Origin of the sequence: Agrobacterium sp. ST15.13.013 (assembly GCF_027956525.1) — a bacterium.
In the GTDB taxonomy this organism is placed as follows: domain Bacteria; phylum Pseudomonadota; class Alphaproteobacteria; order Rhizobiales; family Rhizobiaceae; genus Agrobacterium; species Agrobacterium salinitolerans.
Window position 1 is genome coordinate 50554 of sequence record NZ_JAQKGP010000021.1, and the last position, 15586, is coordinate 66139.

15 protein-coding genes are annotated in these 15586 nt (G+C 60.2%); 6 read left to right on the forward strand and 9 right to left on the reverse strand.

Features of this window, described 5'->3' with window-relative positions:
* Window positions 1-232: 232 nt before the first annotated feature.
* The 8 genes from cysS to alr form a co-directional block, all read right to left on the reverse strand.
* Window positions 233-1618 (reverse strand): cysteine--tRNA ligase, encoded by a 1386-nt coding sequence (gene cysS / locus PL597_RS19650; protein ID WP_271366054.1) that lies wholly within the window; start codon window positions 1616-1618, stop codon window positions 233-235.
* A gap of 212 nt (window positions 1619-1830) precedes the next feature.
* Window positions 1831-2571: an SDR family NAD(P)-dependent oxidoreductase gene (locus tag PL597_RS19655; RefSeq protein ID WP_217004523.1), complete on the reverse strand. Its 741-nt coding sequence runs from the start codon at window positions 2569-2571 to the stop codon at window positions 1831-1833.
* A gap of 145 nt (window positions 2572-2716) precedes the next feature.
* Window positions 2717-4225: an amidophosphoribosyltransferase gene (purF, locus tag PL597_RS19660; protein WP_077982580.1), complete on the reverse strand. Its 1509-nt coding sequence runs from the start codon at window positions 4223-4225 to the stop codon at window positions 2717-2719.
* Between the two features lie 139 nt (window positions 4226-4364).
* The gene (locus tag PL597_RS19665) at window positions 4365-4952 is read right to left on the reverse strand and encodes a CvpA family protein (protein ID WP_137410042.1); all 588 of its coding nucleotides are present in this window, start codon (window positions 4950-4952) and stop codon (window positions 4365-4367) included.
* Between the two features lie 89 nt (window positions 4953-5041).
* Window positions 5042-6448 (reverse strand): DNA repair protein RadA, encoded by a 1407-nt coding sequence (gene radA / locus PL597_RS19670; protein WP_077982578.1) that lies wholly within the window; start codon window positions 6446-6448, stop codon window positions 5042-5044.
* A 6-nt stretch (window positions 6449-6454) separates the two neighbouring features.
* Window positions 6455-6808 carry a type II toxin-antitoxin system RelE/ParE family toxin gene (locus tag PL597_RS19675; protein WP_319802145.1) on the reverse strand — a complete coding sequence of 118 codons (354 nt, stop codon included), beginning with the start codon at window positions 6806-6808 and terminating at the stop codon, window positions 6455-6457.
* The gene (locus tag PL597_RS19680; protein ID WP_137410043.1) at window positions 6762-7031 is read right to left on the reverse strand and encodes a type II toxin-antitoxin system ParD family antitoxin; all 270 of its coding nucleotides are present in this window, start codon (window positions 7029-7031) and stop codon (window positions 6762-6764) included. Before PL597_RS19680 ends, PL597_RS19675 begins: the two co-directional genes overlap by 47 nt.
* Window positions 7032-7096: 65 nt before the next feature.
* Complete coding sequence (alr, locus tag PL597_RS19685) at window positions 7097-8272, reverse strand: alanine racemase (RefSeq protein ID WP_271366055.1); 1176 nt, start codon at window positions 8270-8272, stop codon at window positions 7097-7099.
* A gap of 86 nt (window positions 8273-8358) precedes the next feature.
* Between alr and PL597_RS19690 the strand changes: the two genes are divergently transcribed.
* The 3 genes from PL597_RS19690 to PL597_RS19700 all read left to right on the forward strand — a co-directional run bounded on the left by PL597_RS19690 (window position 8359) and on the right by PL597_RS19700 (window position 10314).
* Window positions 8359-9216 carry an AraC family transcriptional regulator gene (locus PL597_RS19690; RefSeq protein WP_271366056.1) on the forward strand — a complete coding sequence of 286 codons (858 nt, stop codon included), beginning with the start codon at window positions 8359-8361 and terminating at the stop codon, window positions 9214-9216.
* 94 nt (window positions 9217-9310) lie between these two features.
* The gene (locus tag PL597_RS19695; protein WP_271366058.1) at window positions 9311-10015 is read left to right on the forward strand and encodes an AzlC family ABC transporter permease; all 705 of its coding nucleotides are present in this window, start codon (window positions 9311-9313) and stop codon (window positions 10013-10015) included.
* Window positions 10012-10314 carry an AzlD family protein gene (locus PL597_RS19700; RefSeq protein WP_077982574.1) on the forward strand — a complete coding sequence of 101 codons (303 nt, stop codon included), beginning with the start codon at window positions 10012-10014 and terminating at the stop codon, window positions 10312-10314. The genes PL597_RS19695 and PL597_RS19700 overlap by 4 nt, the downstream gene beginning before the upstream one ends.
* A 99-nt stretch (window positions 10315-10413) precedes the next feature.
* Here PL597_RS19700 and PL597_RS19705 read toward each other — a convergent pair whose 3' ends face one another.
* A complete protein-coding gene (locus PL597_RS19705; RefSeq protein WP_003520716.1) occupies window positions 10414-11910 on the reverse strand; it encodes a replicative DNA helicase in 1497 nt (498 codons plus the stop codon).
* A gap of 325 nt (window positions 11911-12235) precedes the next feature.
* On the opposite strand from PL597_RS19705, the gene PL597_RS19710 reads away from it, so the two are divergent.
* From PL597_RS19710 to PL597_RS19720, 3 genes are read left to right on the forward strand one after another with little or no spacing between them, the layout of a single operon-like run.
* The gene (locus tag PL597_RS19710; RefSeq protein ID WP_217004530.1) at window positions 12236-12691 is read left to right on the forward strand and encodes a MarR family winged helix-turn-helix transcriptional regulator; all 456 of its coding nucleotides are present in this window, start codon (window positions 12236-12238) and stop codon (window positions 12689-12691) included.
* Complete coding sequence (locus PL597_RS19715) at window positions 12688-14415, forward strand: MFS transporter (RefSeq protein ID WP_271366059.1); 1728 nt, start codon at window positions 12688-12690, stop codon at window positions 14413-14415. Before PL597_RS19710 ends, PL597_RS19715 begins: the two co-directional genes overlap by 4 nt.
* An 18-nt stretch (window positions 14416-14433) precedes the next feature.
* The gene (locus tag PL597_RS19720) at window positions 14434-15501 is read left to right on the forward strand and encodes an HlyD family secretion protein (RefSeq protein ID WP_077982572.1); all 1068 of its coding nucleotides are present in this window, start codon (window positions 14434-14436) and stop codon (window positions 15499-15501) included.
* The last annotated feature ends 85 nt before the right edge of the window (window positions 15502-15586 follow it).

The window sequence follows — 15586 nt, forward strand, 5'->3', positions numbered from 1 at the left end:
CTGCGAGATTGGAATATGGTATGGGCGAAAGCAAGGGCCTGTCGTGTGGCTTTACCCCCCTCTGCCCTGCCGGGCATCTCCCCCTCAAGGGGGGAGATCAGCAGGAGGCGCTACCTCAACTTCACTCTTAAGCGTTGAGATGGGCGAGACCGCGCCACAGATCGATCTCCCCCCTTGAGGGGGAGATGCCCGGCAGGGCAGAGGGGGGTAAACCCCAAGCCGCAGCAGTAAATTACCGCTTAATCTCCCACGTCGTCGTCCGCTCCCCGGTCTCCTTGTCCTTCCCATCCTTCAACTGAATGCCCTTTTCCAAAAGCTCGTCGCGAACACGATCCGCCTCCGCAAAGTTTTTCGCCTTCAGCATTTCAAGACGCAATTCCACCAACGCATCGACAGCCGAAACGATGGCCTCATCCATCTCCGTCTTCTTCGGCAGAACACCCATCAGGGCGGCGCTGGCGGCGAAGGCGGGTAGTCTGGACGGGTCGGTATTGGCCGCATGGGCCAGCGCATGCAGCGCCTGCACGGCGGCAACCGTGTTGAGGTCGTCGGCAAGCGCATCCAGGACGGTGTCATCCGGCGCGGCCTCGGAGGTTTCGGCCGCCGGCCATTTGGCCAGCAGGCGTTCGGCCTCTTCCAGACGCTTCACCGAAAAATCGATCGGCTCGCGATAATGGGTCATCAGCATGGCAAGACGCAGTACTTCGCCCGGCCATTGCCGTCCGCCGAATTTTTCCGTGTGCAGCAATTCGTAGATCGTTACGAAGTTGCCCTCGGACTTCGACATCTTGCGGCCCTCCACCTGCACGAAGCCGTTATGCATCCACACATTGGCCATGACATGCGTGCCGTGGGCGCAACGGGATTGCGCGATTTCGTTTTCATGGTGCGGGAAGATGAGGTCGAGCCCGCCGCCGTGAATGTCGAAGACTTCGCCAAGGTAACGGCCAGCCATGGCCGAGCACTCGATGTGCCAGCCCGGGCGACCGAGACCCCAGGGGCTCTCCCAACCGGGTTCGTTATGGGACGACAGTTTCCACAGCACAAAATCACCGGGGTTCTTTTTGTGGGCTTCCACCGCCACGCGCGCGCCGGCCTGCTGCTCGTCCAGCGGGCGTTTGGAAAGCTGGCCGTAATCGGCCATCGACCGCGTGTCGAACAGAACCTCGCCGCCCGCCGTATAGGCGTGGCCGCGGTCGATGAGCCTCTCGATGAGGTGGATCATCTCGGCAATATAGTCGGTGGCGCGGGGTTCCACGGTCGGCGGAAGGCAGCCGAGGGCGGCGACGTCATCATGGAACTGGTCGGCCGTCTTTTTCGTCACCGCGTGGATGGCGTCGTTGAGCGGCAGATGCGGATAGTCGCGCAGTGCCCGCGCGTTGATCTTGTCGTCGAGATCGGTGATGTTGCGGGCATAGGTAACATGGTTTTCGCCGTAGACGTGGCGCAGCAGGCGATAGAGAACATCGAACACGATGACCGGGCGCGCATTGCCGATATGGGCGAAATCATAGACCGTCGGCCCGCAGACATACATGCGCACATTATCAGGGTCGATCGGCGCAAATTCCGACTTTTCGCGGGTCAGGGTATTGTAGAGTTTCAGGCGCAAGGACATGCGGGTGTTCCCTAAAGGCAGTCAATTGTCCTGACCGGACCGTTTGTCTGTTGGACCTTGCGGGAAGACGAAAACGATCTGGCCGGTGGCGAACCAGCAAAATTTATTCAGCAGCAGGTGCAGATCGTTGTTTTCATACCTTGCCTTATGGCGCGGCGGTTCTGTGTGGTCAAGCGTTTCTCGCCGGTGCCGCAATGACGCAGGCCAAAAGCTTATTCCGGCTGGCGATATTCCACGAATTTCCTCTCACGCACGACGAAGAGCTTGCCGGTTTCGGTAAGATCGGGCGAGGCGAGTGGAAGGATGGCGGCGGCAACTTCGGACGGATGCGGCACGGTGGCCGGATCTTCGCCCGGCATGGCCTGGGCGCGCATCGCCGTGCGCGTGGCACCCGGATTGATGCTGTTGACACGAAGCGCGCTCTTCTGCGTTTCCGCAGCCCAGGTGCGGGCGAGCGCTTCCACGGCGGCCTTGGAGGTGGCGTAGACGCCCCAGAAGGGACGACAGCTATGGGCCGCACCCGAAGACAGGATGAGCGCGCGGCCGGCATCCGATTTCAACAGCAGCGGCTCGACCGAGCGGATCAGCCGCCAGGTGGCGGTGACGTTGATGTTCATGACCCTTTCGAAGACCTTCGCCTCGATATGGCCGACCGGGGAAATCACGCCGAGAACACCGGCATTGGCGACCAGAATATCGAGCTTGCCCCAGCGCTCGTATATATTGGCGCCCAGCGCATCGATGGCTTTCATGTCGGCGAGATCGAAGGGGACCAGCGTCGCCGTGCCGCCGACGGCCTTGATGGCGTCGTCCAGTTCCTCAAGGCCGCCGACCGTGCGGGCGCAGGCGATGACATGCGCGCCCGCTTTGGCCAGCTCCAGCGCGGTGAAATAGCCGATGCCGCGCGATGCGCCGGTAACGAGAGCGATGCGCCCCTTGAGATCGATAGTCATGGTCTCTCCCGAAATGATTGCGCCTTCTTCTACGAAGCCGCGGACGCCCGCTGCAAGCAATTAAATTGTCGCAGCTGACGTGCGGAATAAAAGGCAAGAAAAAGCGGCCGCCGGAGACCGGTGGCCGCTTGTTCTGTCGCACCTATCAGCCGTTACTGGCCAGCATGGAAATCTTGCTGCCCATGGCCTCGCCATTCTTGTCGAGAAGGCGGGTCGGATAATCGCCGGTGAAATAATGGTCCGTGAACTGCGGCCGCGCCGGGTTGCGGTTTTCGCCACCCACCGCACGGTAAAGCCCGTCGATGGACAGGAAGGCCAGCGAATCTGCGCCGATATATTTCGCCATCGCTTCGACGTCCGCATATTGGTTGGCGAGCAGCTTGTCTGCGTCAGGCGTATCGATGCCGTAAAAATCCGGATGGAAAATCATCGGGCTGGCAACGCGGATATGCACTTCCTTGGCGCCGGCTTCTCGGATCATCTGCACGATCTTGACCGAGGTCGTGCCGCGCACGATGGAATCGTCCACCAGCACCACGCGCTTGCCTTCGATCATCGCCCGGTTGGCAGAATGCTTGAGCTTGACGCCGAAAGCGCGGATCTGCTGCGTCGGCTCGATGAAGGTTCGGCCGACATAATGGTTGCGGATGATGCCATATTCGAAGGGAATGCCGCTTTCCTGCGCAAAACCGAGCGCTGCCGGCGTGCCGCCATCGGGAACCGGTACCACGACGTCAGCTTCCAGCGGTGCTTCCTTGGCAAGGTTCATGCCCATGTTCTTGCGCGTCGTGTAGACGTTGCGGCCACCGACGACGGAATCGGGGCGGGCGAAATAGACATATTCGAACAGGCAGAGACGCTCCGGCTGCGGCTTCGAGGGCTTGCGCGCGTCGATGGTGATCGAACCGTCAGGCTGGATTTCGCAGATGATGACTTCGCCGTTTTCAACGTCGCGCACGAATTTCGCACCGATGATGTCGAGAGCGCAGGTTTCCGAGCAGAAGATCGGCTTGCCGTCCAGTTCGCCCATGACGAGCGGGCGGATGCCGATAGGGTCGCGTGCGGCGATCAGCTTCGTGCGGGTCATCGCCAGCATCGAATAACCGCCTTCCATCTGGCGGATGGCGTCGATGAAACGATCGGCGGTGGAAGAGTGGCGTGAGCGGGCGATGAGGTGAAGGACGACTTCGGTATCCGACGTCGACTGACAGATGGCGCCTGTCGCGATGATCTGACGGCGCAGCGTCAGGCCGTTGGTGAAGTTGCCATTGTGGGCAATGGAAATGCCGCCTTCTTCCAGCTCGGCAAACAGCGGCTGCACGTTGCGCATCGCCACTTCGCCCGTGGTGGAATAACGGGTGTGGCCAATGGCGATGGAGCCTGGCAGGCGGGCGAGCGTTGCGGGATCGGTATAATGATCGCCAACGAGGCCCATATGGCGTTCCTGATGGAAGCGCTTGCCATCGAAGGAGACGATGCCGGCTGCTTCCTGGCCGCGATGCTGGAGCGCATGCAGACCGAGCGCGGTCAGCGCCGAGGCATCGGCATGGCCGAGAATGCCGAACACGCCGCATTCTTCATGCAGCGTATCGCCGTCGATCTCTTCCTTGAAAGTGGTCCCATGGAATGTGGAATGCGAAAGCGGCTCAATCATCCGGCTTGCCCTTGCTCTCTACCGAGAAAAAAAGAAAGACCTCTCCGGTGAGTATCTCTCCCGGTCGGTCCGTCTGTGTCGTGCTTGATATTTAGCACAAATAGCGCGCCTTGCATGCATTGCAAGGCGCGACACTGTGTCAATTATTCGTTGCCGGTTGATTTGTCGCCGGCACATCTTCCGCAGGCGCCTGCGCTGCTGTCGGTTCCTGCGGTTTTCCAAGGATACGGGCGCGGATCTGCGGCTCGATATCGTCAGGAAGAACCGCCTCCAGCTTGCCGACCAGCCCGTCGAGGAAAGGTTTGGACTTGGCCTGGGTCATCCATTCCGGCTGCGTCTTCACATCCACCAGCCAGTTCCAGAAGGCGACCGCGACGACGAGCAGCAGGATGCCGCGCGCTGCGCCGAACAGGAAGCCGAGCGTACGGTCCAGTGCGCCGATGCGGCTGTCGATGATGAAATCGGCAATACGCGAGGTGATGAAGGAAATCACGATCAGCGAGACGAGGAAGACCACACCGGCGGAACCGGCGATGGCGATCTTGTCGTCATCGGTATAGTTGCGCGCATAGGGCAAGAGGACCGGATAAAGATAATAGGCGGCGGCGACAGAGCCGCCCCAGCTCGCAATCGACAAAATCTCGCGTGAGAAACCGCGCACCATTGCAAGAAGGGCAGAGAAAAGAACAACGGCGATGACGATGCCGTCGAAAATTGTAATGGGCATATACCAACTCCGGAGGTGCGACGCCTTGTCAGACGCTGCCTTGCCAATTTTGCGATCCTCTTACACCACTGTTTCCCTTGGCGAAAGGATCAATATTCGTCGTCCTCAACCTGTTTGAACCGGTTGCCGGAGCCGGCGATGCGGGCCACGAGGTCCGGAAGGCTTTCAATTTCCGCCCACCGACCCTTGCCCGCTTTGGGCAATTCAGCCGAACCAGACGGCAGAAGTGCGGCGGAAAAGCCGAGTTTTTCAGCTTCTTTCAACCGTTGGCCCGTATGCGAAACCGGGCGCACCGCACCCGACAGGCTGATTTCGCCGAAATAGACGCAATCGGCGGGCAGGGCAAGACCGGCAAGCGAGGAAACAAGCGCCGAGGCAATCGCCATATCGGCCGCCGGTTCTGAAATGCGGTAGCCGCCTGCGACATTCAGATAAACATCATGCTGGCCAAGCTTCACCCCGCAATGGGCCTCCAGCACGGCGAGAATCATGGCGAGTCGCGAGCTGTCCCAGCCGACGACCGCGCGGCGCGGCGTGCCGAGCGACGTGGCAGCGACCAGCGCCTGCACCTCGACAAGTATGGGACGTGTGCCTTCGATGCCGGCGAAAACCGCTGCACCCGGCGATTTTTCGTTGCGCTCGCCCAGAAACAGCTCCGACGGATTGGACACTTCCCTGAGGCCACGATCCGACATTTCGAAAACGCCGATTTCATCGGTCGGCCCGAAGCGGTTCTTGACCGTGCGCAGAATGCGGTAATGGTGACCACGATCCCCTTCAAAATAAAGCACGGCATCGACCATGTGTTCCACCACGCGCGGACCGGCGATCTGGCCTTCCTTTGTCACATGGCCGACAAGCACCATGGTCGCGCCTGTCTGCTTGGCGAAACGGATCATCGCCTGCACGCCGGTGCGCACCTGCGTCACCGTGCCGGGGGCGGAATCGGCCGTGTCGCTCCAGAGCGTCTGAATGGAATCGATGATGACGAGATCGGGCCGCTTGCCCTCGGAAATCGTTGCCAGAATATCCTCGACATTGGTTTCCGCCGCCAAGAGCACGTCCGTATCCGCAGCGCCGAGACGTTGCGCCCGCAGACGCACCTGCGCCACCGCCTCTTCGCCCGAGACATAGACGATGCGATGGCCGCGCCGCGACAGGGCAGCCGCCGCCTGCATCAGCAGCGTCGATTTGCCGATACCCGGGTCGCCGCCGATCAGAACGGCCGAACCGCGCACGAAGCCGCCGCCAGTCGCCCGGTCCAATTCGCTGATGCCGGTCGGAATACGCGGCGCTTCCTCGATCTCGCCGGAAAGCGAGGTGAGCGTGACAGGTCTGCCCTTCTTCGGCACCTTGCCCGGCCCGGAGCCGATACCGCCCATCGGGTCTTCTTCGACGATGGTATTCCACTCGCCGCAGCCTTCGCATTTTCCCGCCCAGCGGGTATGAACCGTGCCGCAGTTCTGGCACACAAATTGGGTCTTGGCTTTGGCCATGTTTTGTCAGTTTTCTTCTTGTTTGAAATCGTTGGCGGAAATGTCTTGATGGCCATGCAGCACGCGCAAAACGGTAAGCTCATTCTCGTCGACACGAAAGAAAATGACGCGCTCACGATAAGCGATGCTGCGAAGCCCGGCTCCATATCCGCTTCTTGAGACACCGGATAAGCCCAGTGCCGCTATCGATTCGATTTTATTGAAGATATCGAGGGCGAAGCGATCAGCAGCAAGGGGATTTTCGGCCTCGATATAGGCGTGGTCTTCGGCAAGGTCGCGCCTTGCGCGCGTGGTGAAGGTTGGAGTCCGGATTTTAATGGCCGGACCCCGTTTTTTGCTGCGCGGAAACTCGTTTGATATCGCTCAGAAACTCGTCCTGTGAGGTATAACGGTGGACCCGGCCCGCCTCGGCGTCGTCGATGCCCTCCTGGATCAGCAACTGAAGCGCGGCTCGTTTACCTTCGTCACTGCTCAGCAATTGCAGGCTCGCATGAATGACGGCGTCCGCGTCGCTGTAAATACCAGCCGCCACCTGCTCCTCGATGAACTTCTCGTCCTGCTCGCTCAAATGGATTTCGGGCATTTCGATCTCCTTTTGTTCTCTTTTAGCACAGGTCACATCGGCTTTCCAAGAGCTAAAGGCAGCCCTCAGTCGTCGGCCATCAGATATTGCCGTTCGTAACGCAGGCCGAGCCCCGTGAACATCTCATAGCCGATGGTGCCGGCCGCCCGTGCGGTCTCGTCGACCGGAACGTTGGGGCCAAAAAGCTCGATATAGTCGCCGCTGCGGATGGCATTAACAGGTACATCCGTCACGTCGAAAATGGTGAGGTCCATGGTCACGCGGCCGGCGACGGGCACTTTATGGCCGTTAACGGCACCGTAGGCGCCGCCATGGCCCATTTCGCGCAGCGGAATGCCGGAGCCGGAAAGCGAACGCTGATATCCATCCGCATAACCGACGGAGGCGATGGCGAGCCGGCTGGCGCGCTTCAGCAGGAAGCTGCCACCATAACTGACGGTCTGGCCTTCGCCTGCCTCGCGTATCTGGATGATCCGCGCCTCGGCCTTCGCCACGGGCCGCATCGGGTTGGCCATGTCGTTGACCGCCTCGCCGCCATAAAGGGCGATGCCGGGGCGGGTGAGGTCGAAATGATAATCGCGACCGAGAAAGATGCCGGCGGAAGCCGAAAGGCTTGATTCGATACCTTCGAAAGCGGCGCTAACCTTCCGGAATGATTCGAGCTGCGCCCTGTTCATCGGTGAGGAGGGCGTGTCGGCGCAGGCGAGATGCGACAGCACCAGAACCGGGTCGAAACTCGCCGGTCGTGTCACGTCGTCGGCAAGGAACAGGGCGTCGTCGAGCGGAAGGCCGAGGCGATTGAAGCCGGTATCCACATGCAGCGCGCAGGGGTGGTCTCCGCGCTCGGCAACCGTCGCCATCCAGAACGACAGCTGCTCTTCTGACGCCAGCACCGGCACAAGATCGTTGTCGAAGACCTGCCGTTCCTGCCCCTGCCAGATGCCTGACAGCACGAAGATGCGCGCTTCCGGGGCATAGGATCGCAACGTTGCGCCCTCAGCCACCGTCGCCACGAAGAAGTCCCGCGCGCCGGCATGGTAAAGCGCCGCGCCGCAATCCTCGATACCGAGACCATAGGCATCGGCCTTGACGACAGCCGCCGTGCGGGCGCTTCCGGACCGCTTCTTCATGTCCCGCCAATTGTCGGCGAGCGCGCCGAGATCGACGGTCAGCCGCAGCGGCGCGTGCTCGAAAGCATCATTTTCGTTTTCGGGAAAGCTGTCTTCGAAGTCGTCTGTCATGCCATGCGTCCGGTTGATTTTGGAACCGGCCAGACCCTAGCACTTTTGTTCAAGACGGTAAGGACGGAATGCTCTAAACTTCGCTCATGCACAATGTTTCGCAGGAACAGGCCCTTGATTTTATGCCCGTTGCCACGACGGAAACCACGCGTTTCTGGCGGGACGGACGTTTTGGCGGCATGGAATGCCTCAGCGCGACGTTTCTCACCCATGAATACTCACCGCATGCACATGACACGTTTTCCATCGGTGCCATCGAAAGCGGCTCGCAGATTTCCACCATTCAGGGCACCACCGAACAGACGGGGCCGGGGCATCTTTATCTCATCAATCCAGACGAGATTCACGACGGCGCGCCGGGCGGCGGCGGTTATCGTTACCGGATGATCTATCCCGACACGGAACTGCTGCGCGACATCATCGAGGACGTAACGGGCAGGGCATTTCACGGCACGCCGTGCTTTCCCAAATTCCTGCCGCACGATCCGCAGATGGCGGCCGCATTTCAGATTGCCCACCGGCGGCTGGAGACGAAATCCGGCGCGCTGGAGGCGGATGAGGGGATGTTCTCGGTTCTGGCGGCGCTGTTCGGCAGGCATGGCAGCGCCATCATCCTGCCGGTTGAAACCCGCGAGAAAAGGGCGGTTCATACCGCCCGCGATTATCTCACCGATAATTACGAGAGCGATATTGGCCTTGAAGAACTCGCCTCTATCGCCGGTCTCAGCCGGGCGCATCTCATCCGCGCTTTTCGCAAGGAGTTTCACATCACCCCGCATGCCTATCTGACGGATGTGCGCATCCGCAGGGCGCGTCGGCTTCTGCGTGCAGGGGAGATGCCGGCCGAGGTGGCGGTTCTGTGTGGTTTCGCCGATCAGGCGCATTTCACCCGGCATTTCAAAGCGCGTACTGGCGTAACACCAGGACAATTTCGGACGGGTTGACTTGCCGCAGACCTTACCGTCACGCGGCGTCACTTTTGTTCAAGACGACTGTATTTCTCAGGCGTAATCCCTTTCCTTCGAAAGGGAGAATGCGATGTTCATATCGGAGAAACGCGCGGAATTTATCGCGGGGTTGCGGGCCGCCGCCCCATTGCTGGTCGCCATGGTGCCGATCGGCGTTGTGTTCGGTGCTGTCGCCATCGGCAAAGGCCTGTCGCCGCTCGAGGCCTCGCTGATGTCGCTGCTGGTCTTTGCTGGCGGCTCACAATTCGTTGCCATGGATCTATGGACGCATCCCGCAAGCTGGACAGCGCTCGGTTTTGCGGCGCTTCTCGTCAATCTGCGCCATGTGTTGATGAGCGCCTCCATCGCGGGCAAGCTGGAGGATTTCAGGGGTTGGCGGAAATATGCCGCCATGCTGGTGCTGACCGACGAATCCTGGGCATTGTCCGAATTCCGCGTCATCGCCGACAGGCTGACGGCGGCCTTCTTCACCGGTGCTGCGTTCTCGATCTATCTCGTCTGGAACCTTGCAACCCTTGCCGGCGCGCTGCTCGGTTCGGTGGTGGGAGACATGTCGGTCATCGGTCTGGATTTCGCCTTTCCCGCCGTCTTCATCGTGCTGCTCATGGGGTTCTGGAAGGGCAGGGAAACCGGCTTCGTGCTTCTGGCAAGCGCATCCGCCGCCTGTCTCACCCACACGCTGGTTCCAGGCGCGTGGTATATCGCCGCCGGCGCGCTGGCGGGGCTTGCCGTCGCCGCCTTCGGGCATGAAGAACAGGTGGAGCAGCCGGCATGACGCTCGACCCGAATACGCTGCTGACAATCCTTGCCATGATGGCGGCAACCGTCGCCACCCGCCTTGGCGGCCTGTTGCTGGTCACTCATTTTTCGCTGACACCGCGCCTGAAAAAGGCGCTCGGCGTGGTGCCGCCCGCCGTCTTGATGGCCGTGGTGACGCCGACGGCGCTCGCCAGTGGCTTGGCGGAAACCATCGCCTGTGCAATCACCGCGGTTGCGGCGCTGCGCCTCAGCCTTCTGCCGGCCGCAACGCTCGGTGTTGCGGCCGTGGCGCTGCTGCGCGGAATCGGATTGTGAGAAAATTCCGCCAAGACCCTGAAAAGATTCCAGCCTTGTTTACGCAATGTGAGACATGGCTGAGACGGTAAACATACCCTCTTTGCCATTGTTGCCGGATCAATGCTCTTCGTACTGGCTGAAACTCGGATCGGCCAGATCCGTAAAGCGGGTGAACTCGGACTGGAAGGCAAGCTTCACCGTGCCGGTCGGTCCGTGACGCTGCTTGGCGATGATGACGTCAGCCGTGCCTTTCACCTTGTCGAACAGGGCTTCCCATTCGGCATATTTGGGATCGGATATATCGCGCGGCTCCATGTTCTTGACGTAATATTCCTCGCGGAACACGAACAGCACCACGTCCGCGTCCTGCTCGATGGAGCCGGATTCACGCAGGTCGGAAAGCTGCGGACGCTTGTCTTCGCGGCTTTCCACCGCACGGGAGAGCTGTGACAGCGCGATGATCGGAACGTTGAGTTCCTTGCCGAGCGCTTTCAGACCCGTGGTGATCTGGGTGATTTCCTGCACGCGGTTTTCGCCGCTCTTGCCGGAGCCGGTCATCAGCTGAACGTAGTCGACCACCAGAACATCGAGGCCGCGCTGGCGCTTCAGGCGGCGGGCGCGGGCGGAAAGCTGGGCAATCGAGATGCCACCGGTCTGGTCGATGTAAAGCGGCACCTTCTGCATCATCTGGGAGCAGGCGACGAGCTTTTCAAAATCGGCCTCGGTGATGTCGCCGCGGCGGATTTTCGAGGAAGACACTTCCGTCTGCTCGGAAATGATACGGGTAGCGAGCTGTTCGGACGACATTTCGAGCGAGTAGAAGCCGACGACGCCGCCGTTTTTCGCCTTGTACGACCCGTCCGGCTGCACTTCCTGCTCATAGGATGCGGCGATGTTGTAGGCGATGTTGGTCGCAAGCGAGGTCTTGCCCATACCCGGGCGGCCGGCAAGCACGATAAGGTCGGAACGCTGCAACCCGCCCATGCGGGCGTCGAGCGAATGAATACCGGTGGAAATACCGGAGAGATTGCCGTCGCGTTCGAAGGCGGCGCCGGCCATGTCGATCGCCAGCGCCACGGCGTCGTTAAACGACTGGAAACCGCCGTCGTAACGGCCGGTTTCCGCCAGTTCGAACAGGCGGCGTTCGGTGTCTTCGATCTGCGCCTGCGGCGGCATGTCGAGCGGCGCGTCATAGGCGATGTTGACGACATCCTCGCCGATCTGGATCAGTGCGCGGCGCAGCGCCAGATCGTAGATCGCCCGGCCGTAATCTTCCGCGTTGATGATCGAGACGGCTTCCGCCGCCAGACGCGCGAGATACTGCGCCACCGTCAGATCGCCGATCTTGTCGTCGGCGGGCAGGAAGGTCTTGATCGTCACCGGATTGGCGGTCTTGCCCATGCGGATGATATCGCCCGCCACCTCGAAAATCTTACGGTGCAGCGGTTCGTAAAGATGCACGGGCTTCAGGAAGTCCGACACGCGATAATAGGCGTCGTTATTGACGAGGATGGCGCCCAGCAGCGCCTGTTCCGCTTCGATGTTGTTCGGCGCTTCGCGGTAATGCGGTTCCGCCGGTTGCGCGGGGGTGATCTTTCTCACAGCGTCGTTCATGGTTTGCGTGATCTCCCTTTGCCTTTTCTTACACCTCAGGCTTTGGCTTCCTGGGGCATGGCAGTCAATGATATTGTTGCAACACTCCATGGCAGGGTGACGTCTGCCCCGTTGCGCTCGATCACATCTTCAGTTGTCCCCAGCAATCCACAGGGGGCGCAGACAAGGGGCGGGAAAAATTACCGGCCCGGAATTCGCGGCAACGTGATTCGCTGCCATGAGTTTACCGCATGGCAGACCCGGCGTGAAAGAAACTTGAAATTCGTCAGTCTTACGAATAAATAGGTAGAAAATAAGTAGTGTGCTAATTATAAGGCTTACTGACATGTCCCGCGAGACCGACAAGGAACAGCTTCTGGATGAAGTCTCCGCTTTTACCCGCAAACTGCGCGCGTTTTTCGATGCGCGGGTGGGGGAAAGTGGCCTGACGCTGGCCCGCGCGCGGGCGCTTTTCGCCCTTTCTCGCCGAGGTCCGCTGACGCAGACGGAACTTGCCGAGGAAATGGAAATCGAGACGCCGACCCTGGTGCGCGTGCTCGACGGCATGGAGAAGCAGAACCTCATCGAACGCCGTTCCGATGAGAACGACCGCCGCGCCAAACGCATCCACATGACGGCGGAAGGCGAGAAAACGTCGGAGACGGTGCAGGCGATGGCAAAGTCGCTGCGTTCCGAGATTACCGCCGATATTTCCTCGCAGGATCTGGCGATGGCATTGGATGTCATGCGCCGCCTGTCGGCCAACCTGCAAAATCTCGCTTCGGGAAGGGGGCAGGCATGAGCTCTGTGGTATCGCAGAATGATCACGATGTGAGGCTTAACCAGGAACCGGATACGGCGGAGAAGCAGGCGAATGTGACGCCTGCGGTCGTTTCTGCGACAGCTGCGGAACCGGAACCAACGCTTGCCGCGCCCGTTCAGCCGGATCGGCCGCTGTGGCTGCGGCTCTGCTTCATTTTCGCTGGGCTGTGTTTTTTCATCACGCAGGGTCTCGGCATGAACCTCGTCATGGCCAATCTCTATCAGCTGCAGGGCGAGTTTTCCGCAACCGTGGCTGAGGTGGCCTGGCTTTCGGCGGCCTATATGGCGCCCTATGCCACCTTCTCCATCGCTTTGTTCAAGGTCAGGGCGCAATATGGCCTGCGACCCTTCGCCGAGCTTTCGATCGTCGCCTTTGTCATCGCCAACTGCCTCAATCTTTTTGTCACCGATCTGCATTCGGCGATCGTCATCCGCTTCATCAGCGGCATGGCCGCCGCACCGATTTCCTCGCTCGGCTTCCTCTACATACTAGAAGCTTTTCCGCCCGCGCGAAAATTCTCGCTCGGCTTCAGCATTGCGCTGACGGGAACCCTGCTGTCCGCGCCGATTGCGCGCATGGTCTCACCCTCGCTGCTGGCGATTGACGGCTGGAACGCCCTCTATTCAATGGAAGTCGGCTTTGCGCTGATCTCGCTTGCCATGATCTATGTCCTCAAGGTCACGCCGCCGCCGCGCGCGAAAGTCATCGAGCGCATGGATATTCTAAGCTATCTCCTGTTTGCTGGCGGTCTCGGTTGCCTCGCGGTGATGCTGACGCTCGGCCGGTTCTATTGGTGGTTCGAGACCTGGTGGCTCGGTGCGCTGCTGGCGACATCCATTGCTCTTCTGACACTGATGGCTTTCATCGAATTGCCGCGCCAGAACCCGCTTCTCGACCTGCGCTGGATTTTCTCCAAAACCAACCTGCACGCCATCGCGGTCCTGCTGGTCTATAGAGCGGTATCGTCTGAACAATCCTCGACGGCCGTCAGCTTTTACCAGCAGCTCGGCCTGCTCAATGATCAGACAATTCCGCTTTATGCGCTGGTGCTGCTGGCGACCCTCCTGGGCGGGGCGGCCTGCGCCTGGTTGATGTTGACGAAATATGTCGATACGGCCCATGTCATTGCGCTGACGCTGATTGCCGCCGGGTCCTTTATGGACAGTCAGTCCACCAATCTGACCCGCCCGGAGCAAATGTATCTCAGCCAGATGATGATTGCGTTCGGCGCCGCCATGTTCCTGCCGCCTGTCATGGCGAAGGGTTTTGGCGCAGCGATTGCAAGGGGCACACCCTATCTGGTGAATTTCATCACCATCTTCCTGTTTACGCAGATTACCGGATCGATGTTGATGACGGGCCTGCTCGGCAGTTTCGTGACGCTGCGGGAAAAATTCCACTCCAATATTCTGGTGGAAAATATCCTGCTCACCAATCCCGCAGTCGCCCAGCGCGTCTCGCAACTTTCCGGCGCTTACAGTCATGTCATCACCGATCCGGCATTGCTGAAGGCCGAGGGGCTGTCGCTGCTCGGTCAGCAGGTCAGCAGGGAAGCCTATGTGCTTGCTTATAACGATACGTTCCTGCTGATCGCCGTTGTCTCGGCGCTGGCGCTTGCCTTCCTTTTAATCCATCTTGCCTGGCGACGCATCTGGCCACTCCTTTCGGGAAATGCCGGTGCCGCGCCAGCGACACAGTCTTGAACATCCAAGAGTGACATCATGCTGAAGAAGTTTTTTACCCCCGTTTCCATTCTCGTGCTGCTCGGCGGCATCGCCGGTGTGGCGCTGGTGCTTTACGCTTGGCGGCTGCCGCCGTTCCTTTCCACCGTCGAAATGACCGACAATGCCTTCGTGCGGGGTTATGTCACGACGATGAGCCCGCAGGTGAGTGGCTATGTGGTGAATGTTCCGGTGAAGGACTATCAGGAAGTCAAGCAGGGCACCCTGCTGGCGAAGATCGACGACCGCATCTATCGCCAGAAACAGGCCCAGGCGGAAGCAACGCTCGATACGCATAAGGCGGCACTCGACAATTCCCGCCAGCAGGAAAATGCGGCCAATGCCAATATTCGCTCCAGCGAGGCGGCGGTTGACAGCGCGCAGGCCTCGCTGAAACAGGCGCAGCTCGCCTCCGACCGGCAGGACAATCTCATCAAAAGCGGGGTAGGAACCTCAAGCCTCCAGGAAGAAGCTCATGCCGCGCTGGAAAAGGCGAGGGCATCGCTGTCGCAGGCAAAGGCGGCGCTGGAAGTGTCGCGACAGGATTTGCAGACGATCATCGTCAACCGCAGCTCGCTGCAGGCAGCCGTCGCCAATGCCGAAGCCGCCGTCGAACTGGCCCGGATCGATCTTGCCAATACCGAAATCCACGCGCCGGTGGATGGCAGGCTCGGCGAAATCGGCGTGCGCACTGGCCAATATGTCACCGCCGGCACGCAGCTGATGGCCGTTGTGCCGCATGATGTCTGGGTTATCGCCAATTTCAAGGAAACCCAGCTCGCCGGCATGCAGGTTGGCCAGCCGGTGACGATCTCGGTGGACGCGCTGCATCGCCGCAAGCTTACCGGCCATGTGGAACGGTTCTCGCCGGCGACGGGTTCGGAATTCGCCGTTATCAAGCCTGACAATGCGACGGGTAATTTCGTAAAGATCGCCCAGCGCCTCGGCGTACGGATCGCGATCGATGCCGATCAGCCCCTGACGGCGGAGCTTTCTCCGGGCATGTCGGTGGTGGTGCATGTGGACAAGAGCAAGGCGCCTGAGCGCACGGAGACGGCGGCGAGGTAGTGGGCGTTGAGTTTGCGGAGGGATACCCCCTCTACAAACACAACAAACAAAAAACCCCGGATGTCGCCATCCGGGGTTTTCCTTT

Coding starts and splice junctions, on each gene's coding strand:
- PL597_RS19720 (WP_077982572.1), top strand. CDS start 14,434: ATGCTGAAGAAGTTTTTTACCCCCGTTTCCATTCTCGTGCTGCTCGGC.
- PL597_RS19700 (WP_077982574.1), top strand. CDS start 10,012: ATGACGCTCGACCCGAATACGCTGCTGACAATCCTTGCCATGATGGCG.
- PL597_RS19655 (WP_217004523.1), bottom strand. CDS start 2,571: ATGACTATCGATCTCAAGGGGCGCATCGCTCTCGTTACCGGCGCATCG.
- PL597_RS19695 (WP_271366058.1), top strand. CDS start 9,311: ATGTTCATATCGGAGAAACGCGCGGAATTTATCGCGGGGTTGCGGGCC.
- cysS (WP_271366054.1), bottom strand. CDS start 1,618: ATGTCCTTGCGCCTGAAACTCTACAATACCCTGACCCGCGAAAAGTCG.
- PL597_RS19710 (WP_217004530.1), top strand. CDS start 12,236: ATGTCCCGCGAGACCGACAAGGAACAGCTTCTGGATGAAGTCTCCGCT.
- PL597_RS19690 (WP_271366056.1), top strand. CDS start 8,359: ATGCACAATGTTTCGCAGGAACAGGCCCTTGATTTTATGCCCGTTGCC.
- PL597_RS19705 (WP_003520716.1), bottom strand. CDS start 11,910: ATGAACGACGCTGTGAGAAAGATCACCCCCGCGCAACCGGCGGAACCG.
- alr (WP_271366055.1), bottom strand. CDS start 8,272: ATGACAGACGACTTCGAAGACAGCTTTCCCGAAAACGAAAATGATGCT.
- PL597_RS19665 (WP_137410042.1), bottom strand. CDS start 4,952: ATGCCCATTACAATTTTCGACGGCATCGTCATCGCCGTTGTTCTTTTC.
- PL597_RS19715 (WP_271366059.1), top strand. CDS start 12,688: ATGAGCTCTGTGGTATCGCAGAATGATCACGATGTGAGGCTTAACCAG.
- PL597_RS19680 (WP_137410043.1), bottom strand. CDS start 7,031: ATGCCCGAAATCCATTTGAGCGAGCAGGACGAGAAGTTCATCGAGGAG.
- purF (WP_077982580.1), bottom strand. CDS start 4,225: ATGATTGAGCCGCTTTCGCATTCCACATTCCATGGGACCACTTTCAAG.
- radA (WP_077982578.1), bottom strand. CDS start 6,448: ATGGCCAAAGCCAAGACCCAATTTGTGTGCCAGAACTGCGGCACGGTT.